Raw genomic sequence first — 21,538 nt, forward strand, 5'->3', positions numbered from 1 at the left:
TCAGTCTTCCGGGTGGTACGCGCACGGCTGCCACCTGCGCGGACCGACCTTCTGCTTGACCTGGTGACAACTATGCGTAACCATTACTCTGAGTATTCGACTCGAGGAGTCCCCTCTCCGGTCCTCCGGCCGGGCAGGGGCGATGAAACGGAGAACCACCAGATGGGCGATTACGCCAAGGCGCTCGGGGCCAAGCTCCGCGGGATCCGCCAGCAGCAAGGCCTGTCCCTGCACGGGGTCGAGCAGAAGTCCGGCGGACGCTGGAAGGCCGTCGTGGTCGGCTCGTACGAGCGCGGCGACCGGGCGGTGACCGTCCAGAAGCTGGCCGAGCTGGCGGACTTCTACGGCGTGCCGGTGGTCGAACTGCTGCCGGAGGGCCGGGTCCCCTCGGGAGCCGAGCCCGCCACGAAGATCGTGATCAACCTGGAGCGGCTCCAGCAGCTGCCCGCGGAGAAGGTCGGCCCGCTCGCCCGGTACGCGGCCACGATCCAGAGCCAGCGCGGCGACTACAACGGCAAGGTGCTCTCCATCCGCACCGAGGACCTGCGCTCGCTCGCCATCATCTACGACATGACCCCCGGCGAGCTGACCGAGCAGCTCATCGACTGGGGCGTCCTCCCGCCGGAAGCCCGCCCGTCCAAAGAGGACTGAGCACTGATGGCGGCAGCGGCCGCGCACGACGCGGCGGGCTTCCCGCGCCCGGGGAACCGGGAACGCCCGCCGCGCTTCGCTTCGCCGCCGCGACTGGCCGGACCTCGGGTGATCCGGCCTGACCGGGAGCGCTGACCTGCTCTGTTCCGCCCGCGCGGCACATCGGCAACCTCCGCCTGGTGTTCTGCCCGGAATCCCCGGCGAATTCCGGCGCATCTCCGCGCCGAGGCTGTTTCGCGCCCGGGCCGCTTCCCGCCGCGAGCTTCGGAGGCTGGCGGCTTTTCTTGCCTGGCCTGGGGTTTTGCTTCGTCCGCGACCGGTTTCCGCGCGGGACGCCTCTTCCGAAATGCGGCTTCGCATCTTCCCGACAGGATATTTCCGCCTCGGCCGCGATTCCGGTGTGCCGCCGGCCACGGGAAAGCTGGCGCCTCCGCGCTCCCCCGCCAAAACTCCTGGTAGCCCGGCTTCGCCGCACTCCCACCAGGACATTTCCACCGCAGCCGCGATTCCGGCTCCCCGCCCGGCCACCGGAATGGCCTGCCCCGCCACGCTCCCCCGCCAAAACTCCCGGCATCCGGCTTCGCCGCATTCCCACCAGGACATTTCCGCCCCAGCCGCGATTCCGACTTCCCACCCGGCCACCGGAAAGCTTGCCCCGCCGCGCTCCCCCGCCAGACCCCTGGCAGCCGAGCTTCGCCGCATTCCTACCCGGACATTTCCGCCCCAGCCGCGATTCCAGCTCCCCACCCAGCCACCGGAATGGCCTGCCCCACCGCGATTTCCCGAGGTCCACCGACCGGCTCTCGCACCGCTCCGGCGAAGTGCTCACTCACCGCAGCGAGTCCGGGAACCCGCCGCCCCAACCGCGCCGGATCGCCGGAAAACCGGCCCGGCCGAACGCCCGCGAAGGGCGCCTGCCGACCGGTTCTGATTCCGCTCGGTGATCAATTTTCTCTCCGACCACCCCTCGCATCAGCCGCCTCGGCCCGGCGGTGACCCGATCAGGCAGCGGCCATTCAGGTGGCCGTTTCCCCCAGCCGGGTTACCTCCGGCTACCGAGCCGTCAGGGCTACAGGATCGCGCGCAGCCGGTCGGCGATCGTGCCGATGCGGCCGAGCACGCCGTTGATGAACCGGGGCGAGTCGTCCGTCGAAAGTTCCTTCGCGAGGCCGACCGCTTCGTCGATCGCGACCGCGTCGGGGACGTCCTCCGACCACAGCATTTCGTACACGCCGACGCGCAGCACCGCCAGATCGACCGGCGGCATCCGCTCCAGGGTCCAGCCCTGCGAGTGTTCGGCGAGGAGTTCGTCGATCCGCTCGCGGTGGACCGTGACGCCCTCGACGACGGTGATCGTGTAGTCCGCGATCGGGTCGACCTCGACCGCGCCGACCCGGTCGGCCAGCAGCGTGACCGGGTCGGCGGACCGCTGCGCGGCCTCGTACAGCATCTCGACCGCGCGCCGGCGGGCCTGCCGCCTGCTGATCGCGCCGCCGCGGTTCGGGTGCGGGGGAAGCTTGTCCGCCATCAGCTGGAGACGCGGCCGAGGTAACGGCCGTCGCGGGTGTCGACCTTGATCTTCTCGCCGGTCGAGAGGAACAGCGGGACCTGGATCTCCGCGCCGGTCTCGAGCGTCGCCGGCTTGGTGCCGCCGGTGGAGCGGTCGCCCTGCAGGCCCGGGTCGGTGTGCTGGATGACCAGCTCGACCGACGTCGGCAGTTCGACGTACAGCGGCTCGTTCTCGTGCACCGCGACCTGGACCTCGGTGTTCTCGAGCATGTAGTTCGCGTTGTCGCCGACGGTCTCGGCGGGCACGGTGATCTGGTCGTAGGTGTCGCCGTCCATGAAGACGAAGTCCGCGCCGTCCTTGTACAGGTACGTCATGTTCCGGCGGTCCACCGTGGCCGTCTCGACCTTCGTGCCCGCGTTGAAGGTCTTGTCGACGACCTTCCCGGTCAGCACGTGCTTGAGCGTGGTGCGCACGAACGCGCCGCCCTTGCCCGGCTTGACGTGCTGGAACGCGGTGACGCTCCACAGCTGGCCGTCCAGGTTGAGGACGAGTCCGTTCTTCAGGTCGTTGGTGGTGGCCACGAGTCTTCAGGTCTCCTGTGTTCGATCTCTTCGGCCGCGGCCGTCAGACGGCCACGAGGTCCTTGGTGCTCAGGGTGAGGAGTTCGGGTCCGGAGTCCCGCACGACGAGCGTGTCCTCGATGCGCACGCCACCGCGCCCCGCGAGGTACACGCCGGGCTCGACGGTGACCGCCATACCGGCGGACAGTGTACCGACGCCCGCCGCGGCGAGGCTCGGTGCCTCATGCACTTCCAGCCCGACGCCGTGGCCGAGACCGTGCGCGAACTGCTCCCCGTACCCGGCGTCGGCGATCACCGAGCGGGCCGCGGCGTCCACTTCGGACACCACCGCGCCGGGCCGGACGGCCTCGACGCCCGCCGCTTGCGCGCGGTGCACGAGGTCGTAGATCTCGCGCTGCCAGTCCGCGGGTTCGCCGAGGACGACCATGCGGGTCATGTCCGAGTGGTAGCCGTCGACGGTGGCGCCGAAGTCGAATTTCACGAAGTCGCCGCGGCGCAGTTCGGCCCCGGTCGGGCGGTGGTGCGGAATCGCCGAGTTCGGCCCGGCGGCGACGATGGATTCGAAGGAGATCCCGGACGAACCGTGCTCCAGCATCCGGTTCTCCAGGTCGCGGGCCACTTCCAGCTCGGTCCGGCCCGGCCGCACTCCCCCGGCCTCGATCAGGGCGGCCAGCGCGCGGTCGGCGGCGGCGCACGCGGCGCGCAGGGCGGCGATCTCGACCTCGTCCTTGACCACCCGCAGCTGCTCGACCAGCCCCGGCGTGCGGACCAGTTCGACGCGGTCGAAGCGCACCTTGAGGTTCTCGTGCTCCTCGACGCTCACGTGCTGGCTCTCGAACCCGGTCCGGCCGTAGCCCTGCTCCGCCGCGTGCGCCGCGAGCGCGCGGGCGCTGGCGCGGTCGAGCACGCGCCGCAGGTCGGGCACCTCGGATTCCGACTGGGTCGTGTAGCGCCCGTCGGTGCAGAACACGGTCTCCGCGTCGCCGTCCGCGTGCAGCAGCAGCGCGGCGTTCGACCCGGTGAACCCGGTCAGGTAGCGGATGTTGAGCAGGTTGGTGACCAGCAGCGCGTCGACCCCGTTCTCGTGGAGCAGGGCGGCGAGCGCGGCACGGCGGTGAGCGTGGATTTCCGGCACCCGGCCAGCTTAACCAGCGGCTTCCGGGCCTCGTTCCGGCCGCGGTTTCAGGACGGCCTACTGGCGGTTAACTTCGGCGCGCCTACACTCCGTCCATGCTGGGTGCCTGGTTGACGCGCGGGCTGGTCATGGCGGTCGTGCACGCCGCCGCGATGACGCTGCTCGCCAAGTGGTCCGTGTTCCACCCGACCGGCCAGACGCTGTTCACGTCGCTCACCATCGCCGTACTGGTCGGCCTGGCGGCGCTGTGGAGCGCGATCGACGGCTGGCGCGGCCTGCGCGACAGAGGGCGCGCGTGGTTCATCGCCGCGCTCGTCGCGGGCGTGGTGTCCGGCATCCTGTACGTGCTCGGGCGGGCGATTTTCGTCGACCAGACCGGGGTTTCCGAACTGGGCGCGGCGCTCACCGGCGGGGCGGCGTTCTCCGCGCTGCTGGTGCTCGTGCCCGCCGGACTGGGGCTGTTCGTCGGCGGCCGGATGCGCCGTCCGGCGGCGGAGGACGATTCCGAGCCCGCACCGGAGCCGGACGACGAGGACGAAGACGGCACCGGCAGCCGCTCCGGCGAACTCGAACTCCCGCCGAGCCCGACCCCGCGGACCGCTCCGAAGCCGTCGCCGGTCAGCCGCCCAGCGGCAAGCCGCGCGCGGCGCCGTCCCACTGTCGCGGGTCGATCTCCTGCACCCCGGAACCGTTGAGGTCCACGATCGTCGTGTCCGGCAGGCCGTAAAGCTGCCCGTCGAGCACCATGCCGTAGCCGCGGCCATACGCGTGCACGACGGTCGCCCCGGACCGCAGACGGGTTTTCACCGGCACCTCCGGCACCTGCGGCAGCGGCCGGTCGACCAGTTCCCCGGCGAGCACCGCGGCGACTGAACGACGGTCGATCCGGATCCGCTCGCCGCGGCGGTACAGGTCGATCATCCGGTCCGGCGACGGCATCGCGACGCCGTCGAAGGTCGCCGTGCTGCGCGAGGGGGTCGAGCAGCCGCCCGCGCCCTTCACGTCGAGCCCGAAGTGCTTGAGCCCGGTCGGCGCGCCCGCCGGGCCGATCTCGGTGGCGCGCACGACGTCCAGCGAAACCAGGTCGCACGGATCGCTGACCGACGTCGGCGCGTGCCCGTCGGGACGGCGGACGAGGCCGGGGCCTTCTTTCCACGCGCCCGGAATCACGACCGGTTTGTACGGCTGCATCGTGAAATCCCGGTCCCAGAAGGTGATCGTGGTGCCGTCGGAGGTTTCGTGCGCGATGGCGAAGGCGTCGAGCGCGCCGACCCACTCCAGATCCACGCTGAACGCGTCGACCACCGAACGGGTCCGCGGCGCGGCGGTCGTCGCGGTGGGCTCGAATCCCTTCTCCCCCAACGCTTCCACGCCCTCGCGGAACGCCGGGTCGTGCGCCCGGATCACGAACTGGCCGGCCCCGTTCCAGCCCGCGGCGCGACCGGTGGTGTCGGTGAACATCAGGTAGTACCAGCCGTCGAGGAAGACCACCGAGGGCTGCCCGGCGCCGTAGACGTTGGCGCGGTGGACGTCGTGGGACGCGCCGAGAATCGGTTTGCCGCCGTTCGACCGGGTCCAGTGGATGCCGTCCGGGCTGGTGGCCATGCCGATCGCGTTGCCGAGCGCGTGGTCGCCCGCCGCGCCGGTGTAGTACATGAAGTAGGTGCCGCCGACGCGCAGCACGGACGGATCGCAGGTGTGCATGCCGTCGAAGTTGCCGGGCGCGCCGGACAACACCGCGGCGGGCGCGCCGCCACCCGGCCCGGTGAAGGGCCCGTCGGCCGAGGGGCCTTCGGCGTAAAGAATGTCGTCGCCCGGCGGCGGGGCGCTGCTGTACTGACTGCACCACCAGATCCGGGTGCGGCCGTTCTCGACCATCACGGTGGGGCCGTAGTTGTAGGACGCGTCCGCGGCCCCCGCCACGACCACGCCGCCGCTCTGCCTGCTGGCCCCCGCGGTCAACGCGACGTCGGCCGCCCGAGGCGGTTCCTTGGGCGGCTGCGAAGCCCCGCCCGCGATCCCGCCGTGCCCGGTGCCCTCGGCCTGCGGCTGGGCCAACGTCTGACTGCACCCGGAAACGAGAGACCCGGCGATCAGCAGCGAGAGCAGCTGACGCACGGGTCGCCGACCCCCACGACGAAACGGGTGCATGATCGCCGAGTGTAGCGACAACGGCACCGGATGGGTGAACCACGTCGCGCATCTGCCGGTCGGGCGGCGGGTTTGCCGAGGGCTTGCTTTTCGGCTGCCGGGCCCGCGATGGAAGAGGCGGCTGACGGCGGGCGGGAACGGGTTGTGCTGCCGGATCTGCGCTGCTGCTTGTGCTTTCGCGGCCGCCTGCTCGGCAGGAGCGGTGCCCCTGCTGAGCACTCCGGCCGCAACGCCTGACGGCGCGGCACCGCTCCTGCCCGCCACGTTCGCGTAACCAGCCACGCCGACATTCGCCCGGCCGCAACGCCGGAAAGCACACGGCACCGCACCCGCCCACCGCGTTCACGCACCGGTCCACACCCCGCGGCGACAAGCACCCGCCCACAACACCGGAAAGCACGCGCCACCACATCCGTCCGCAGGGTTCACGAAACCAGTCCATCCCGCAGCCGATGATCGCCCGGCCACAACACCGGGCAGCACGCAGCACCGCACCCGCCCGCAGGGTTCACGCAACCGGTCCATCCCGCGGCCGACGATCGCCCGGCCACGACACCGGGCAGCACGCGCCACCGCACCCGCCCACCGCGTTCACGCAACGGTCCATCCCACGGCCGACGATCGTCCGGCCACGACACCGGACAGCGTCCGGTGCTGCCGGTTTACTCGGCCGCAAGGCGCGGTTCGCCCCGTCAACTCAGGACGAAGGCCGCAACGCGCCGTGCCTTCCGGAAACCGCGCGGTGCCGCAACTGCCCCGTCACGGGCGGTTCCGGCCGTCAGCTCAGGACTGGTGCGCGGCGATCCAGCGCAACGCGAGGCCGTAACCCTCCACCCCGAGACCGACGATCACTCCGGTCGCGATGTCGGAAAGCACGCTGTGGTGCCGGAATTCCTCGCGTTTGTGCACGTTGCTGATGTGCAGTTCGATCAGTGGCGCGGTGAGCTGGGCGGCGGCGTCGCGGACGGCGATCGAGTAGTGCGTCCACGCGCCCGCGTTCAGCACGACCGGCGCGCCCGCGTCGGCGGCCTCGTGCAGCCAGCCGACCAGTTCGCCTTCGTGGTCGGTCTGCCGCACCTCGACGTCGAGGCCCAGCTCCTGGCCGGTCGTGACGCACAGGTGCGCGAGGTCGTCGTGCGTGGTGGAGCCGTAGACGTCCGGCTCGCGCTTGCCCAGCCTGCCGAGGTTGGGGCCGTTGAACACGAACGCCTTCACAGCAGCACGCTCCCGCCGTTTTCCGGGGCCTCGGCCGCGATCGCCGAGTACGCGGCGGCGAGCAGCGACGGGTCGGGGCCTTCGAGCCGGCCGGGTTTGCCGAGTCCGTCGAGGACCACGAACCGCAGTACGCCGGAGCGGGTTTTCTTGTCGCCCTTCATGGTTTCCAGCAGCTGGGGCAGCGCGTCCGGGGCGTAGGTGGTGGGCAGGCCGATCAGTTTGAGCACGGAGGCGTGCCGGTCGGCGGTGGCGTCGTCGAGGCGTCCGGCCAGGCGGGCCAGTTCCGCCGCGAACACCAGGCCGACGCTGACCGCCGCGCCGTGCCGCCAGCGGTAGCGCTCGCGGCGTTCGATGGCGTGGCCGAGGGTGTGGCCGTAGTTGAGGATCTCGCGCAGGTCGGATTCGCGCAGGTCGGCGGCGACGACGTCGGCCTTCACCTGGATCGAGCGGCGGACCAGCTCGGCGAGCACGTCGCCTGCCGGGTCGAGCGCCTGCTCCGGGTCGGCCTCGATCAGCTCGAGGATCCGCGGGTCGGCGATGAACCCGGTCTTGACGATCTCGGCCATCCCGGCGACGAGTTCGTTGCGCGGCAAGGATTCCAGCGTCGCGAGGTCGACGAGGACGGCCGAGGGCTCGTGGAAGACGCCGACGAGGTTCTTGCCCGCTTCGGTGTTGATCCCGGTCTTCCCGCCGACCGCCGCGTCGACCATGCCGAGCAGCGTCGTCGGCACGTTCACCAGCCGGACGCCGCGCATCCAGGTGCCCGCGACGAACCCGGCGAGATCGGTGACCGCCCCGCCGCCGAGCGCGACGACCACGCCGCGCCGGTCCAGGCCGATCCGGCCGAGCACCTCCCAGCAGAAGCTGGCGACCGAGAAGGCCTTGCCGTCCTCCGCGTCGGGAATCTCGACGCGGTGCGCGTCGAGCCCGGCCGCGGCCAGCTCGTCGCGGACGGCCTCGGCGGTGGCGGTGAGCGTCGGCGGGTGGATCAGCGCGACCTTGGAGGCGTCGGCGAGCTGCTCGGTGAGTTCGCCGAGCAGGCCGCGCCCCACGAGCACGTCGTACGGCTGCGCGGTGGCGACCCGGATCCGGACGGGCGGGGTGGCGGACACGGTTCTCCTCACTGCTCCCGGACCGGGCGGTCCTGGGCTGGGTGGTGACTCCGCGTCGGGTTCTTCCGGCCAACGCGGGCGGGGTGGCTGGCGGGGACGGGACGCTGGTTCGCGCGGGGAAGGGCTGGTGTTGGCGGGACCGGCTGACTGATTCGGCGCGACCCGGCCCGCCGCACGCCGTTCGGCTTGGCTGATCGGCCGCGGCGAGTCTGGTCTCGCTGGCCAGTCTTCAGCGGAGCTGAGGCGCGGCAGTTTCGCCAGCCAGCCCGGATCGGCGCGAGCGGCCGGGCTGACTCGCTCACGCCTTTCTGGCCGACCGCCAGCAAACCCTGTCGAGACCGCCTACCAGCGCGGCACAACAACGCGGTTCGCATGCGACTCGGCGCGGCCGACCGGGCGGGCTCGCTTACACCGCCCTGACCGACCGCCAGCAAAGCCCGCCGACCAGCCCCGCACGACACCGCAGACTGCACGCGGCTCGGTGCCGGCCGGGCGGGGCCGGGCTGGTGCCGCTGGACGGGGCCGGGCCGGTGGCGGGTCACTGTTCGCGGACCCGGTCGGGTTCGAGGGCGGCGACCGCGGCCGCGACGACCTCTTCGGGCGTTCGCTTGTCGGTTTCGATCTCGACGGTCGCCACCTCGCGGTACACCGGCAGCCGTTGGTCGAGGAGGGCCTTGAAGGTGGCGCGCGGGTTGATGCCGGCGAGCAGCGGGCGGGCGCTGGACATCCCGGTGCGCTGCACTCCGGCGGCGAGTCCGACGTTCAGGAACACCACCGGGTGCTCCCGCAGCCGGGCGCGGGTGCCCGGGGCGAGCGGGGCGCCGCCGCCGAGGGAGAGGACTCCGTCGTGTTCGGCGAGGGCGGTGGCGACCGCTTCCTCCTCGAGCGCGCGGAACGCCGGTTCGCCGTCGTCGGCGAAGATGTCCGAGATTGCGCGTCCGGCGCGGGCGACGATGTCGTCGTCGGTGTCGCGGAAGGCGACGCCGAGCGCGGCGGCCAGCAGCGGGCCGACCGTGCTCTTGCCGGAGCCCGGCGGTCCGATGACGACCGCGCGCGGGCTCACCAGCGCTCCTCGAGCGCCTTCAGGTACGCCTGCGCGTTGCGCCGGGTCTCGGCCAGCGAGTCGCCGCCGAACTTCTCCAGCGCCGCGTCCGCGACGACCAGCGCCACGACCGACTCCAGCACCACGCCCGCGCGCGGCACCGCGCACACGTCGGAACGCTGGTGGATCGCCACGGCGGGCTCGCCGGTCCGGACGTCCACTGTGGACAGTGCCTTGGGTACGGTCGAGATCGGCTTCATCGCGACGCGCACCCGCAGCGGCTCGCCGTTGGTGATGCCGCCCTCGAGCCCGCCCGCGCGGTTCGACCGGCGCGTGACGCCGACCGGTCCGGTGCCGCGGTCGATCTCGTCGTGCGCCTGGCTGCCCCAGCGGCGGGCGGTGGTGAAGCCGTCGCCGACCTCGACGCCCTTCATCGCCTGCACGCCCATCAGCGCGCCGGCGAGCCGCGCGTCGAGACGCCGGTCCCAGTGCACGTGCGAGCCGAGGCCCGGCGGCAGCCCGTAGACGATCACCTCGATGACGCCGCCGACCGTGTCGCCGGCCTTCCGCACCGCGTCGACCTCGGCGACCATCGCCTCGGTCCCCTCGGCCGAGAACGCGCGCACCGGGCTCTCGTCGATCGCCGCGAGGTCGGCCGGCTGCGGAAGCGGGCCGTCGGGCGCGTCGGCGCCGCCGATCGAGACGACGTGGCTCAGCACCTCGGCCCCGAGCAGCTGCCGCAGGAAGTTCCGCGCGACGGTGCCGAGCGCGGTCCGCGAGGCCGTCTCGCGGGCGCTGGCACGCTCCAGGACGGGACGGGCCTCGTCGAAGCCGTACTTCTGCATGCCGGGCAGGTCGGCGTGCCCCGGGCGGGGCCGGGTCAGCGGCTCGTTGCGGGCGAGCCCGGCGAGCTCGGCCTCGTCGACCGGATCGGCCGCCATGACCTTCTCCCACTTGGGCCACTCGGCGTTCTCGATCTGGACGGCGATCGGGCCGCCCTGGGTGACCCCGTGCCGGACCCCGCCGAGGAACTGGACCTGGTCGGTCTCGAAGCCCATCCGCGGGCTGCGGCCGAACCCGAGCCGGCGCCGCGCGAGCTGCGCGGAGAGGTCCGAGGTCGTCACCTCCACCCCGGCAGGCAGCCCCTCCAGCACAGCGGCGAGGGCGGGTCCGTGCGATTCTCCAGCGGTGATCCAGCGCAGCACCGGACAATCCTGTCACGGCCGGTCCGAGTGCCTGGCAGAGCCCCTGGCCTCAGGCGATGCCCGTTCCAGCGGCTGGGAAGACCGCGCACGCCCAGGTGGCCAGAACGAGGCCGGGGCCGTAGGGGACGCGGAGGGGGCCGGCGCGGATCCGGGAGCGGGCGGGCTCGGGCGGCGGGACTGCCGCGCCGGTTGGCGTGGAGGCGGTGCCAGCCGAGGCAGCAGGAGGATCGGGCGGCGGCGCAGCGGGGTCGGTCGGCGCGAGCGCCACGCCGGGTGATGCGGGAACGGGGCCGGTCGGCCCGGAGTCTGGTGTGGTCGGTGCGGCAAGAAGCTCAGGCAGCACCGCAGCGCTCCCGAGCGGCCGGAGGACAGCGCCAGGTGGCAGGCAAGCAGCGCCAGCCGACACGGCAGGAGGACCGGGCAGCACCGCAGGGGGGTCGGTCGGCGCGAGGGCCACGCCGGGTGATGCGGGAACGGGACCGGTCAGCCCGGAGTCTGGCGTGCCCGGCACGGCAAGACGCTCAGGCAGCACCGCAGCGCTCCCGAGCGGCCGGAGGACAACGCCAGGTGGCAGGCAAGCAGCACCAGCCGACACAGCAGAAGGACCGGGCAGCACCACAGCGGGATCGGTCGCCGCGAGCGCCACGCCGGATGATGCGGGAACGGCACCGGTCGGCGTGGAGGCGGTGCCTGTCGGCGCGGCAAGACTCTCAGGGAGCACCGCAGCGCTATCGGGGGGAGGGACTGCAGCGCCGGTTGGCAGGCAAGCAGCGCCGGTCGACGCAGCAGAAGGGCCCGGCCGCACCGCAGCGGGGTCAGTCGGTGCGAGGGCCACGCCGGGCGCGGGAACGGTGCCGGTCGGTGTGGTCGGCGCGGCAAGACGCTCAGGCACCACGGCAGCGCTCCCGAGCGGCCGGAGGACAGCGCCAGGTGGCAGGCAAGCAGCGCCAGCCGACGCAGCAACAGGACCGGGCAGCACCGCAGCGGGATCGGTCGCCGCGAGGACCACGCCGGGCGCGGGAATGGTGCCGGTCGGCCCGGGGTCTGGTGTGGTCGGCGCGGACGGCTGTGCGGGGTCGGCCGTCGGTCGTGCGAAGACAGGGTGGTTCGGGGTGAACTCGGGGAGTTCTCCTGCGATTTCGAGGCAATCAGTCTCGGACGAGCCGGTGCGGGGTGAGGCGGGCGGCCGGGCAGAAGATTCGTGCGCTTGACGGAACCGGCGCATCAACCACATCGGCACCACCCCCGCCAGGCTCACCAGTGCCGCCAGTACCGCCGCCACTGCGGGGGCCAGTCCGCCGACTGCGCCCAGGACAGCGCCGAAGGAACCGGCCAGTTTCACGTCCCCTGGGCCCAAGCCACCGGGCGACAGGCGGTGGACGACCAGGTGCGTCCCGCCGAACAGCAGGCATCCCAGTACTGCTCCGGCGGCCAGCCGCCAGCCTCCGCCGCTGAGGGCGGCGAGGGTGAGGGTCAGTGCGACGACGGGGTAAGCGGGCAGCGTGAGGACGTCCGGGAGGCGGCGGTGTCGGGCATCGGCGAGAGCGAGCGGTACGCCGAGCACCGAAACCAGCCACGCCACCGGCAGCCACCACGCCGGGAACGCGCCTTCGTCGGCACGCGACGCGGCCGCCGCGACTGCCGCGAGGGCGGTTGCCATGCCGAGCACGGCGGGGACCGGGGCGCCGGCTTTCTTCGTCATCGCCAGCAGCACGGGGACCACCGCCCCGGCTGCGAGCACTGCTGTCAGGACCATGCGGCCAAGCCTGTCCCCACCGCCTGGACCAGGGCAAACAAATCAGGGAGCGAGGGGACCCCTCGTGCGCGACACGCCGGAAGGTTCACCCGGCGGTGGCGCCTTCAGCCGGGAGAAGAAGCTCCGGCGAGAGAAGAACGGCGGTATCCGGTCGGGTTGACGCCCCGCAGCCGTTTGAACGCGGAGCTGAACCCGAACGCGTCCGAGTACCCCACCGCGCGCGCCACCTCCGAGATCGGCATCGACGGCTGGTCCGTCAGGAGGTCCGAGGCCAGGGTCATCCGCCATCGGGTCAGGTACGTCATCGGCGGCTCCCCCACCAGATCCGCGAAGCGTTTGGCCAGCGTGGAGCGCGAAACTCCGACCCGGGAAGCCAGCGTGACGACCGTCCACGGAGCCGCCGGATCCGCGTGCAGCAAGCGAAGCGCCGCGCCGACCACCGGGTCCCGCTGGGCCGCCCACCACGGCGGCGGCGTGCCGCCCGGGCGGTCGAACCAGTCGCGCAGCAGGCAGACCAGCATCCAGTCCAGGAGGCGGTCCAACACCACCTGCTGACCGGGCGCGTCGACGGCCAGTTCGGCGGCCAGATGGTCCAGCACCGGGTCTTCCTCGGCCGGCGAAGGCGGCCGGACCACGACCGGCAGCGCGTCCAGCAACGCGGACATCCGGCCGCGGCTCCGAACGGGATAAGCGCCGACGATCAGGTTCGTCTCGCCGTGGAACGGATCGTTCCAGCCCAGGTGATGCTGGGCGCCGCCGTGCTCGGGAGTGGCGCAGAACTCGCCGCATTCGACGGGGGCGGCGGGGGTGTCCAGGCGGTCTACGAAGGAGAACGGCCCGCGCACGAGGATGGTCTCGCGCGCCCGCAGCAGCTCCGGCGGATGGTCTTCCGGCACGATCCAGCCCTCGCCGCTCAGCAGCGTGCACAGGGTCAGCGGCGCGCCGTCCACAAACCGCAGCGACCACGGCGCGGACAGGGCCGTGCAGCCGAACAGCGAGCCGTGCGCCCGGACCCCGCGGATCAAATCGCTGAACGCGTCCACTCCCGCGAGATTAGACGAATGGACAGGCAATCCGGCGTCTGACCTATGGGATCGTCCGAGCACACCCGGTTGAATCCCCGTCATGAGCACCCTCACCGACCACGATCTCGAGTTCCTCCGCCGTCCCCTGCACGGCTTCCTGACCGTCGCCGCCGGGCCGCGGCCGCCGCAGCCGCGGCCGGTGTGGTTCGAAGCGACCGACGAGGGCACGATCCAGCTGTTCACGTCCCCGGACTCGGCCAAGATCCGCCAGCTGCGCGAGGATCCGCGCGCGTCGCTCGTCGTCGCGGCGCCGGTCGGGGAACCGGAGCGCTGGGTGTCCGTCGCCGGGCGCGTCACGATCGAGGCCGACGGCGGGCACGACCTCGCCCGCAGGCTCGCCGAACGGTACTGGGACCTCAGCACCTCCGAAGCGCAAGCCGGGGCGAAGATGCTGCAGGACCTCCCCCAGGTCCGGGTCGTGATCCACCCGGAGAAGGTGCACCGCTACGCGTTCTGAGCGCTCCGGGCGCGGATCGCCTGCACCAGCAGCACCAGGCCGCAGATCACGCAGACCGCTTCGGTGATCACGCCCCAGTACTCGTACTGGCTGTTGAACTGGTCGCGCACGCCGTAGAAGCCCACCGTCACCGACAGCAGGTAGGCCAGCAGCGTCACGCCGCCGAAGCCCAGCGTAAAGAACGCCGGCAGCCAATGCCGCCAGGCGAGCAGCGCGATCGCGATCGCCACGCCGGCGATGCCGTTCACCAGAAAAAGCGGCCCGACCACCGGGATGTCCGCGTAGCCGCTGCCCCAGTAGAGGTAAAAGTGGATCGCCGCGGAGCCGGCCAGGCCCGCCGCGCCCAGCACTCGCATCCAGGTGGTCAACATGGGCGGCTCCTTCCGTGCGCAACGCCGAATACCGACTACACGCACGGAAGACCGCGGCGGTTCACCGGCGCCCGGAGCCGTCGCGATTCGTTGCACAGGGCATGACTGCCGAACTTCACTCCCGCCGTTCCGCCCTCGTTTCCGGGGCGGCCGCCGCCGTCGCTCTCACCGCTTGCGGGAGCGGCGGCGGCTCCGGACAGGCCCCGCCGAAAGCGGGCGGAAAGGTGCTCGCACTGGCGGAAGTGCCGGTGGGCCAAGCGAAATCCGCGAAAACCCCGGACGGGCAGGAAGTGCTCGTGGCCCAGCCCGAACAAGGAACGGTCGTGTGCTTCAGCGCTGTCTGCACGCACCAGGGCTGCACGGTGGACCCGCCGCGCAACGGTCAGGCGAGCTGTCCGTGCCACGGTTCGGTGTTCGACGCGCTGACCGGCGAAGTGAAGAAGGGCCCGGCGAGCCAGCCGCTGTCCAAAGTGGCCGTGAAGATCGAGAACGGCGACGTCGTCACGGCGTGACCCGAACCGCCCTTTGTGGACAGTCGCGGTCCACAAAGGGCGGCGCCGGTCAACTGTTCCAGGTGAACAACTCGTCGCCGGCGGCGACCGTGCGCCCGCCTTCGAGGCCGGCGAGCACGTCGGCGGACGCATCGAGCCCGACGACCGGGACGATCGGCGAGTAGCCCTTGGCGGCGACCGCCTCGGGGTCCCAGCCCACGACCGGCTGGCCCGCCCGCACCTTCTCGCCCTTGACGACGTGCAGGGTGAACCCCTCGCCCTTTTCCTTGACCGTGTCGATGCCGAGGTGCACGAGGACCGCGCGGCCGTCCTCAGTGGCCACGACGTACGCGTGCGGGTGCAGCGTCACCACGGTCCCGTCCACCGGGGCGACCGCGTCCGCGCGGCCGCCGGACGGCTTCACCGCGATGCCCGGGCCGACCATCGCCTCGGCGAACACCGGGTCGGGCACCTCGGCGATCGCGACGACCTCGCCCGCGACCGGGCTCAGGATCGGCAGGCTCACATCAAGTCCTCGATGTCGCTGGCGATGGTGTCCGCCTCCGGCCCGACGATGACCTGGACCGCCGAGCCCATCTTCACGACGCCCATCGCGCCGGCGGCCTTGAGCGCCGCTTCGTCCACGGCGGACATGTCCTCGATCTCGCACCGCAGCCGCGTGATGCAGCCCTCGATCTCGATGACGTTGTCCGCGCCGCCGAGCGCCGCGAGAATCTTTTCCGGCCTGTCATCCGCCATCGCGGCCTCCTCGTATCCCGTTGGTTTTCCACTCGGAACAGGTGCGCTCCGCCACCATTACTACGCCGTTTGCCGCCTTGCCGAGCGAGCCCGGCCACGAACGGATAACGGTGGTTGACACCTGCTCTCGCTGCGGAGCATCCTGCCCCATCAGATCATTGGTCTAGACCGGAACGTACCAATCTTCCGGCGCGGACGCGAGCACCGGCCCCGGTGCGCGACAAGCGAGGGAGGGCGACACCGAGATGAGTGCGGCCGCGCACGTTCCGCCGCCCGACCCCGCCGAGCGCGTGGTCAACGGGCCGACCCCGAAGCACGCCCAGCTGCGGGAGATCCTGCGCCGCCTGGTGGAGCGCGAGCTCCCGCCGGGCTCGCCGATCCCGTCCGAGCGCGAGCTCGCGCAGCACTACGGCGTTTCGAGGCTCACCGTCCGCTCGGCGATCGGGAAGCTCGTCGAGGAAGGACTGCTGGCCCGGGTCAGGGGCAAGGGCACCTTCACCGCCGCCCGGCGGATGGAACTGCAGGTGTACCTGATGTCGTTCACCGACGACATGCGCCGGCGCGGGCTCACCCCGACCACCGAAGTGATCTCGACCTCGACCGAGGTCCCGCCGGTGACTTCGGCGCACGCGCTCGGCCTCGCCGAGGGCGTGCCCGCGCACCGGCTCGTGCGGCTGCGGCGCGCCGACGGCGTTCCGCTGGCCGTGGAACGCGGCTGGTACCACGCGGGCCGGACCCCCGGCCTGCTCGACCTCGACCTGACCCGTTCGCTGTACGCCCAGCTGGCCGACGCGTTCTCGCTCCGGCCGGACCACGCGTACCAGACGGTCTGGGCCGAATCCGCGGACCGCGAGACGGCGCGCTTGCTCGGCATGCGCACCGGCAGTCCGCTCCTGGTGTTCCGCCGGGTCTCCAGCTCCGGCGGCGAACCGGTCGAGGACATGACGTCCTGGTACCGGGGCGACCACTACCAGGTGACCATGCAGCTGGACCGGAACTCCCCGGGTTCCGGCGACCAACCCCACAATGGAGGTATCCGATGAGCGCCACCACCGCGGCTGGGGCCAGCGGGAAGAAGAAGGGCGGCGGCCTCGCCGGGCTGCAGCGCTTCGGCCGCAGCCTCATGCTGCCGATCGCGACCCTGCCCGCCGCAGGCATCCTGAACCGGCTCGGCCAGGACGACGTCCTGGGCAAGGACGGCCTGAACTGGGGCAAAGCAGCCGACGTGATCGGCGCGGCGGGCGGCGGCATCTTCGACTGGCTGCCGCTGATCTTCGCGATCGGCATCGCGGTCGGCTTCGCCCGCAAGGGCGACGGCTCGACCGCCGTCGCGGCCGTCATCGGCTGGGTCGTGTTCAACAAGGTGATCCAGGCGATCGCCCCGATCAAGAGCCAGCAGGGCTACAAGCCCGGATGGGACCTCGCGCCGGTCCACTGGCCCTACAGCGTGCTGACCGGCATCGTGTCCGGCATCGTGGCGGCCCTGCTGTGGCAGCGCTACCACCGGATCAAGCTGCCGTCCTGGCTGGCCTTCTTCGGCGGCCGCCGGTTCGTGCCGATCATCACCTCGCTCGCGATGATCGTCCTCGGCGTGATCTTCGGCCTGCTGTTCAAGTACGTCGACCAGGCGATCACCTCGGCGGGCGAAGCGGTCATGGGCTCGCCGGTCGTCGGCGGCGGCATCTACGGCCTGCTCAACCGGCTGCTCATCCCGGTCGGCCTGCACCAGCTGCTGAACGTGCCGGTGTGGTTCATCTTCGGCGGCGGCGACCTGAACAACTTCTTCCACCACGTGCAGGGCTCCGGCGCGTTCATGACCGGGTTCTTCCCGATCATGATGTTCGCCCTCCCGGCCGCGGCGTTCGCCATCGTGCACACCGCGCGTCCCGGCCAGCGCAAGCTCGTCGGAAGCATCATGATCTCGGCCGCGCTCACCGCCTTCGTCACCGGCGTCACCGAGCCGATCGAGTTCGCGTTCATGTTCGTCGCGTGGCCGCTGTACATCTTCCACGCGGTGATGACCGGCATCTCGCTGGCGGTCTGCAACGCGCTGGGCATCCACCTCGGCTTCTCGTTCTCCGGCGGCGCGATCGACTTCGCGCTGAACTCGTCGCTGGACACCGCGCACAAGGCGTGGCTGCTGATCCCGATCGGGCTCGTGTTCGCCGTGATCTACTACGTGGTGTTCCGCGTCGTGATCACCAAGTTCAACCTGCGCACGCCGGGCCGCGAGGACGACTCGATCGAGGGCGACCTCGAGCGCACGGCCGCCAAGTAACACCCGAAAACAGCAAGAGAGGTACCCCATGCCGGAGAAACGCGTCACCGTGGCCAGCAAGGTGGGGCTGCACGCCCGGCCGGCCGCTCTGGTCGCCAAGGCGGCCGCGGCCCAGCCCGTGGCGGTGCAGATCGCCAAGGACGGCGGCGAACCGGTGGCCGCCGGCAGCGTCCTCAACCTGATGACTCTCGCCGCCGCGTACGGCGACGAGGTCGTCATCAGCGCCGAAGGCGACGGCGCCGAGGCGGCGGTCGAGGCCGTCGCCGAGCTGGTCGCCACCGATCTCGACGCTCAGTAGCGATACCGCTCCACGGGGAAATCACGAACCGTGCGGGGCGCCGGAACTTCCCGGGCCCCGCACGGTTCGCCGCGTCCGGGCACTGCGAACCGGTCGCCCGGCGGGCCCTATTACGCTGGCGGGCATGGAGAGTCTGCGCCTGATCGACGAATGGCCAGTGGACAACGCCGCGGCCGGGGTGGTCTCCGCTTCCGGCGAGGTGCGCGGACGCCACGGCGACCCGGCCCGCCCGTTCCGGCTCGCGTCGGTCACCAAGCTGCTCACCGCCTACACCGCGCACATCGCGATCGAAGAGGGCGTCGTCGAGCTGGACACGCCCGCCGGGCCCGAAGGCTCCACCGTCGCGCATCTGCTCGCGCACACCTCCGGGCTCGCTTTCGACGCGCACAAGGCGATGGCCGAACCGGGCACGCGCCGGCTGTACTCCAACGCCGGGTTCGAGGAACTCGCCGACGCGCTGGCCGAGCATTCCGGCATCGCGTTCGCCGAGTACCAGCGGGAAGCGCTTTTCGAACCGCTGGGCATGACGTCGACCCGGCTGGACGGCTCCCCCGCCGCGGGCGCGGTGTCCACAGTGGACGATCTGCTGCGGTTCGCCGCGGAGCTGCAGGCTCCGAAGCTGCTCGCGCCGGAAACCCTCGGCGCGGCCACCGAAATCGCCTTCCCTGGCCTGAACGGCGTGCTGCCCGGCTTCGGGCACCAGAAGCCGAACGACTGGGGCCTCGGCTTCGAACTGCGCGACCACAAGAGCCCGCACTGGACGGGCGCGAACAGTTCGCCGCGCACGTTCGGCCACTTCGGGCAGTCGGGCACTTTCCTGTGGGTGGACCCGGAAGCGGGCCACGCCTGCGTCGCGCTCGCCGACCGGTCGTTCGGACCGTGGGCCGCGCAAGTGTGGCCGCCGTTCACCGACGCCGTGCTGGCGGAACTCTCCGCGTGAGACTCCGGTTGGCGCTGGCCGCGCTGCTGCTCGTCGCGAGCTGTTCCGCACCGGCCGCGCAAACCTCAGCGCCGCAAGCATTGCCCGCACCGGACGCGCCGCTTCCGTTGGGCACCAACGGCGCCGCGGCGCCCAAGCTCGACTGGGCACCGTGCCACGGCGGTTTCCAATGCGCGACCGCACCGGTTCCGTTGAGCTACCGCGAACCTGGCGGCGCGAAGCTGAATCTGTCGGTGATCCGCCTGCCCGCCACCGATCCCGCGCACCGCGTCGGATCGCTGGTGATCAATTTCGGCGGGCCCGGCACCGACGGCGTCGGCGAGCTGCTGCGGTTCGGCCCGCGGTATCCGGAGGAGCTGCGGGCCAAATTCGACCTGGTGAGCTTCGATCCGCGCGGAATCGGCGGCAGCGCCCCGCTGCAGTGCCCGGGGACGCCTCCCGCGGCCGGGTCGCCGCTGCGGGACAGCGCGGCGTTCTGGGCTGCCAGCGCGGCCGTCGGCAAGGCGTGCGCGGCGGGCACCGGAGCGGAGTTGTCGCATCTGTCGACCGCGAATGTCGCGCGGGACATGGATTTGCTCCGGCAGGCGCTGGGCGAGCAGCAGCTGAACTTCTACGGCTATTCCTACGGCACGTATCTCGGCGGCACCTACGCGAACCTGTTCCCCGGCAAGCTGCGCGCGATGGTCCTCGACGGAACGCTCGACCTCGTCGCGAACGCCACCGGACAGCCGGGGCAGCAGCACAAACCGGTCGACGTGCGCGCCGACGTCGCGACTGCTCAGCAACAGGAACTCGAAGCGTTTTTCGCCGCCTGCGCCGCGGCTGGGCCGGGCAAATGCGCGTTCGCTGGCGGTGACTTGAAGCAGAAGTTCGCCGCGGTGTTCGCCCGGCTGACGCACGGTCCGGTCGGCGGCATGACGGTGTCGTCGCTGATGGAGACGATCGACCGGGCGCTGTACCAATCCTCCCGGTGGCCGCGGCTGGCGAAGACGCTCGCCGCGCTCGTGCCGTCCTCGCCGGTATCCCCCGTACCAGTGCTCGACCCGCGGGTGCCGACGCATTCGCCCGGATTTCTCGCCGTGCAATGCCTGGACAGCGAACTCCCGCAAGACACCGCCGCGTACGCCGGACTCGCTGCCGCGGAAGCGAAACGGCAGCCGTATTTCGGGATCGCGCCGGTGTTTTCGATGGCGCAGTGCGTCGGCTGGCCCGCGCACGACGAGGACCGGTACCTCGGCCCGTGGAACCGGCCGCGCCCGCATCCGATCCTGATCCTGGCCAACCGGAACGACCCGGTCACCCCGCTCGCGAACGCTCAGGCCACCGCACGGGAACTCGGCGACGGCCACGTGGTCGTGGTGGACGGCGCCGGGCACACGACGCTCGACGTGCCGAGTACGGCCGCTTCCGCGGCGATGGCACGGTATTTCACCGATCTGACCGTGCCGCCGGGCGGGACGGTTTACCCGCCGGAGGTCCGGCCGTTCCCCTAGCCGTTCAGCACGTTGATCGGCTTGCCCGCCTGGAACGCCGCGATGTCCTCCACCGCGCCGCCGTAGAAAACCTCGTAGGTCTCCCGGCTCACGTATCCGATGTGCGGCGTCAGGATCGCGTTGTCCAACGTCCTGAGAGGATGGTCCGCGGGCAGCGGCTCCACGTCGTAGACATCCAGCGCTGCTGCCGCGATTTTCTTGTTGCGCAACGCATCCAGCAGCGCCGGCTCGTCCACGATCGGTCCCCGCGAGGTGTTCACCAGCAGCGCGGTCGGCTTCATCGCGGCGAATTCTGCGGCACCCACCAATCCGCGCGTGCGCTCGGACAGGACCAAATGGACCGAAAGCACATCGGCCCGCGCGAACAAGTCCTCTTTGGACACCGCGGTGACGCCGTGCTCGGCCGCCCGTTCCGGAGTGAGATTCTCGCTCCACGCGATCGGTTCCATCCCGAACGCCTGCCCGATGCGCGCGACCTCGGACCCGAGCCTGCCGAGCCCGAGCAGGCCGAGTGTCTTGCCCCGCAACGCCATCCCGAGCCCGACCTGCCAGCCGCCGTCGCGCATCGACCGGAATTCCGCCGGCAGATTGCGCGCAGCGGCCAGGATGAGCGCCCACGCGTGCTCCACCGTCGGCGAGGCGAGCGCGCCGGTCGCGGAGACCACCACGCCGCGCCGCTTCGCCGCGTCCAGATCGATCGCCGCGTTCCGCCGACCGGTGCTGACCAGCAGTTTCAGCGCGGGCAGCCGGTCGAGCACCGCGGCCGGGAAGGGCGTGCGCTCGCGCATCGCGACCACGACGTCGAACCCGGCCAGCCGGGCCACCGCGTCGTCCGGCCCGGAGAACGGCTCGGTGAACACCTCGATCTCTGCCCCGAGCGGCTCCCAGTCCGCACACTGGAGAGCCACGTTCTGGTAGTCGTCGAGGATCGCGATCTTCATGCCGCCCACCGTACTCCGCCGATTGTCGCTGATCCGGCCACCGCCAAGGCCGCAGGGCCGGCTCGCG

The 21,538-nt window shown here is 71.6% G+C and carries 23 protein-coding genes; 9 read left to right on the top strand and 14 right to left on the bottom strand.

Features of this window, described 5'->3' with window-relative positions; translation table 11 throughout:
* Positions 1-162: 162 nt before the first annotated feature.
* Positions 163-651 (top strand): transcriptional regulator, encoded by a 489-nt coding sequence (locus tag F9C11_RS36090; protein WP_003096372.1) that lies wholly within the window; start codon positions 163-165, stop codon positions 649-651.
* 1,069 nt (positions 652-1,720) lie between these two features.
* On the opposite strand, the gene nusB is transcribed toward F9C11_RS36090, so the two are convergent.
* Genes nusB through F9C11_RS36105 form a run of 3 tightly spaced genes read right to left on the bottom strand, consistent with a single transcriptional unit; the run spans position 1,721 to position 3,877 of the window.
* Complete coding sequence (gene nusB / locus F9C11_RS36095; protein ID WP_409181832.1) at positions 1,721-2,179, bottom strand: transcription antitermination factor NusB; 459 nt, start codon at positions 2,177-2,179, stop codon at positions 1,721-1,723.
* Positions 2,179-2,742: an elongation factor P gene (gene efp / locus F9C11_RS36100; protein WP_009075786.1), complete on the bottom strand. Its 564-nt coding sequence runs from the start codon at positions 2,740-2,742 to the stop codon at positions 2,179-2,181. Before efp ends, nusB begins: the two co-directional genes overlap by 1 nt.
* A gap of 43 nt (positions 2,743-2,785) precedes the next feature.
* Positions 2,786-3,877 carry a M24 family metallopeptidase gene (locus tag F9C11_RS36105; RefSeq protein ID WP_409181833.1) on the bottom strand — a complete coding sequence of 364 codons (1,092 nt, stop codon included), beginning with the start codon at positions 3,875-3,877 and terminating at the stop codon, positions 2,786-2,788.
* A gap of 95 nt (positions 3,878-3,972) precedes the next feature.
* Between F9C11_RS36105 and F9C11_RS36110 the strand changes: the two genes are divergently transcribed.
* Positions 3,973-4,572, top strand: coding sequence for a B-4DMT family transporter (locus tag F9C11_RS36110; RefSeq protein WP_409181834.1), 600 nt, complete (start codon positions 3,973-3,975; stop codon positions 4,570-4,572).
* Here F9C11_RS36110 and F9C11_RS36115 read toward each other — a convergent pair.
* From F9C11_RS36115 to F9C11_RS36145, 7 genes are all read right to left on the bottom strand, one after another.
* Positions 4,496-5,986, bottom strand: a complete 1,491-nt coding sequence (locus tag F9C11_RS36115) for a beta-xylosidase (protein ID WP_409187047.1) — start codon at positions 5,984-5,986, stop codon at positions 4,496-4,498. The genes F9C11_RS36110 and F9C11_RS36115 overlap by 77 nt on opposite strands.
* An 825-nt stretch (positions 5,987-6,811) precedes the next feature.
* On the bottom strand, positions 6,812-7,243 hold the full coding sequence (gene aroQ, locus F9C11_RS36120; protein WP_409181835.1) for a type II 3-dehydroquinate dehydratase: 432 nt from the start codon (positions 7,241-7,243) through the stop codon (positions 6,812-6,814).
* Positions 7,240-8,355: a 3-dehydroquinate synthase gene (gene aroB, locus F9C11_RS36125; RefSeq protein WP_409181836.1), complete on the bottom strand. Its 1,116-nt coding sequence runs from the start codon at positions 8,353-8,355 to the stop codon at positions 7,240-7,242. Before aroB ends, aroQ begins: the two co-directional genes overlap by 4 nt.
* Before the next feature lie 538 nt (positions 8,356-8,893).
* Positions 8,894-9,418 carry a shikimate kinase gene (locus F9C11_RS36130; protein WP_409181837.1) on the bottom strand — a complete coding sequence of 175 codons (525 nt, stop codon included), beginning with the start codon at positions 9,416-9,418 and terminating at the stop codon, positions 8,894-8,896.
* Entirely contained in the window at positions 9,415-10,602 is a 1,188-nt protein-coding gene (gene aroC / locus F9C11_RS36135) for a chorismate synthase (protein WP_409181838.1), read from the bottom strand. The genes F9C11_RS36130 and aroC overlap by 4 nt, the downstream gene beginning before the upstream one ends.
* Positions 10,603-10,651: 49 nt before the next feature.
* Positions 10,652-12,358 carry a prepilin peptidase gene (locus tag F9C11_RS36140; protein ID WP_409181839.1) on the bottom strand — a complete coding sequence of 569 codons (1,707 nt, stop codon included), beginning with the start codon at positions 12,356-12,358 and terminating at the stop codon, positions 10,652-10,654.
* Positions 12,359-12,462: 104 nt separating this feature from the next.
* Positions 12,463-13,401, bottom strand: coding sequence for an AraC family transcriptional regulator (locus F9C11_RS36145; RefSeq protein ID WP_409181840.1), 939 nt, complete (start codon positions 13,399-13,401; stop codon positions 12,463-12,465).
* A gap of 82 nt (positions 13,402-13,483) precedes the next feature.
* Between F9C11_RS36145 and F9C11_RS36150 the strand changes: the two genes are divergently transcribed.
* Positions 13,484-13,900, top strand: a complete 417-nt coding sequence (locus F9C11_RS36150) for a pyridoxamine 5'-phosphate oxidase family protein (protein ID WP_409181841.1) — start codon at positions 13,484-13,486, stop codon at positions 13,898-13,900.
* Here the strand turns inward: F9C11_RS36150 and F9C11_RS36155 are convergent.
* Positions 13,888-14,271, bottom strand: coding sequence for a hypothetical protein (locus F9C11_RS36155; protein ID WP_409181842.1), 384 nt, complete (start codon positions 14,269-14,271; stop codon positions 13,888-13,890). The genes F9C11_RS36150 and F9C11_RS36155 overlap by 13 nt on opposite strands.
* 101 nt (positions 14,272-14,372) lie before the next feature.
* On the opposite strand from F9C11_RS36155, the gene F9C11_RS36160 reads away from it, so the two are divergent.
* A complete protein-coding gene (locus F9C11_RS36160) occupies positions 14,373-14,783 on the top strand; it encodes a Rieske (2Fe-2S) protein (RefSeq protein ID WP_409181843.1) in 411 nt (136 codons plus the stop codon).
* Positions 14,784-14,832: 49 nt separating this feature from the next.
* Here the strand turns inward: F9C11_RS36160 and F9C11_RS36165 are convergent, their stop codons facing one another.
* Positions 14,833-15,288: a PTS glucose transporter subunit IIA gene (locus tag F9C11_RS36165; protein ID WP_409181844.1), complete on the bottom strand. Its 456-nt coding sequence runs from the start codon at positions 15,286-15,288 to the stop codon at positions 14,833-14,835.
* On the bottom strand, positions 15,285-15,521 hold the full coding sequence (locus tag F9C11_RS36170) for a glucose PTS transporter subunit EIIB (RefSeq protein ID WP_101434597.1): 237 nt from the start codon (positions 15,519-15,521) through the stop codon (positions 15,285-15,287). The genes F9C11_RS36165 and F9C11_RS36170 overlap by 4 nt, the downstream gene beginning before the upstream one ends.
* 245 nt (positions 15,522-15,766) lie before the next feature.
* On the opposite strand from F9C11_RS36170, the gene F9C11_RS36175 reads away from it, so the two are divergent.
* From F9C11_RS36175 to F9C11_RS36195, 5 genes are all read left to right on the top strand, one after another.
* Positions 15,767-16,564: a GntR family transcriptional regulator gene (locus F9C11_RS36175; protein WP_409181845.1), complete on the top strand. Its 798-nt coding sequence runs from the start codon at positions 15,767-15,769 to the stop codon at positions 16,562-16,564.
* A complete protein-coding gene (locus tag F9C11_RS36180) occupies positions 16,561-17,799 on the top strand; it encodes a PTS transporter subunit EIIC (protein ID WP_409181846.1) in 1,239 nt (412 codons plus the stop codon). The genes F9C11_RS36175 and F9C11_RS36180 overlap by 4 nt, the downstream gene beginning before the upstream one ends.
* A gap of 28 nt (positions 17,800-17,827) precedes the next feature.
* On the top strand, positions 17,828-18,097 hold the full coding sequence (locus F9C11_RS36185; RefSeq protein ID WP_033291653.1) for an HPr family phosphocarrier protein: 270 nt from the start codon (positions 17,828-17,830) through the stop codon (positions 18,095-18,097).
* A 124-nt stretch (positions 18,098-18,221) separates the two neighbouring features.
* Positions 18,222-19,037 carry a serine hydrolase domain-containing protein gene (locus tag F9C11_RS36190; protein ID WP_409181847.1) on the top strand — a complete coding sequence of 272 codons (816 nt, stop codon included), beginning with the start codon at positions 18,222-18,224 and terminating at the stop codon, positions 19,035-19,037.
* Positions 19,034-20,530, top strand: a complete 1,497-nt coding sequence (locus tag F9C11_RS36195; RefSeq protein WP_409181848.1) for an alpha/beta fold hydrolase — start codon at positions 19,034-19,036, stop codon at positions 20,528-20,530. The genes F9C11_RS36190 and F9C11_RS36195 overlap by 4 nt, the downstream gene beginning before the upstream one ends.
* On the opposite strand, the gene F9C11_RS36200 is transcribed toward F9C11_RS36195, so the two are convergent.
* Positions 20,527-21,471 carry a D-2-hydroxyacid dehydrogenase family protein gene (locus tag F9C11_RS36200; protein WP_409181849.1) on the bottom strand — a complete coding sequence of 315 codons (945 nt, stop codon included), beginning with the start codon at positions 21,469-21,471 and terminating at the stop codon, positions 20,527-20,529. The genes F9C11_RS36195 and F9C11_RS36200 overlap by 4 nt on opposite strands.
* Between the last annotated feature and the right edge of the window lie 67 nt (positions 21,472-21,538).

Origin of the sequence: Amycolatopsis sp. VS8301801F10, from assembly GCF_046195355.1 — a bacterium.
Classification (GTDB): Bacteria; Actinomycetota; Actinomycetes; order Mycobacteriales; family Pseudonocardiaceae; genus Amycolatopsis.

Coding starts and splice junctions, on each gene's coding strand:
- F9C11_RS36190 (WP_409181847.1), top strand. CDS start 18,222: ATGGAGAGTCTGCGCCTGATCGACGAATGGCCAGTGGACAACGCCGCG.
- F9C11_RS36150 (WP_409181841.1), top strand. CDS start 13,484: ATGAGCACCCTCACCGACCACGATCTCGAGTTCCTCCGCCGTCCCCTG.
- F9C11_RS36160 (WP_409181843.1), top strand. CDS start 14,373: ATGACTGCCGAACTTCACTCCCGCCGTTCCGCCCTCGTTTCCGGGGCG.
- F9C11_RS36175 (WP_409181845.1), top strand. CDS start 15,767: ATGAGTGCGGCCGCGCACGTTCCGCCGCCCGACCCCGCCGAGCGCGTG.
- F9C11_RS36090 (WP_003096372.1), top strand. CDS start 163: ATGGGCGATTACGCCAAGGCGCTCGGGGCCAAGCTCCGCGGGATCCGC.
- F9C11_RS36140 (WP_409181839.1), bottom strand. CDS start 12,358: ATGGTCCTGACAGCAGTGCTCGCAGCCGGGGCGGTGGTCCCCGTGCTG.
- F9C11_RS36155 (WP_409181842.1), bottom strand. CDS start 14,271: ATGTTGACCACCTGGATGCGAGTGCTGGGCGCGGCGGGCCTGGCCGGC.
- F9C11_RS36185 (WP_033291653.1), top strand. CDS start 17,828: ATGCCGGAGAAACGCGTCACCGTGGCCAGCAAGGTGGGGCTGCACGCC.
- nusB (WP_409181832.1), bottom strand. CDS start 2,179: ATGGCGGACAAGCTTCCCCCGCACCCGAACCGCGGCGGCGCGATCAGC.
- F9C11_RS36200 (WP_409181849.1), bottom strand. CDS start 21,471: ATGAAGATCGCGATCCTCGACGACTACCAGAACGTGGCTCTCCAGTGT.
- F9C11_RS36180 (WP_409181846.1), top strand. CDS start 16,561: ATGAGCGCCACCACCGCGGCTGGGGCCAGCGGGAAGAAGAAGGGCGGC.
- F9C11_RS36110 (WP_409181834.1), top strand. CDS start 3,973: ATGCTGGGTGCCTGGTTGACGCGCGGGCTGGTCATGGCGGTCGTGCAC.
- F9C11_RS36170 (WP_101434597.1), bottom strand. CDS start 15,521: ATGGCGGATGACAGGCCGGAAAAGATTCTCGCGGCGCTCGGCGGCGCG.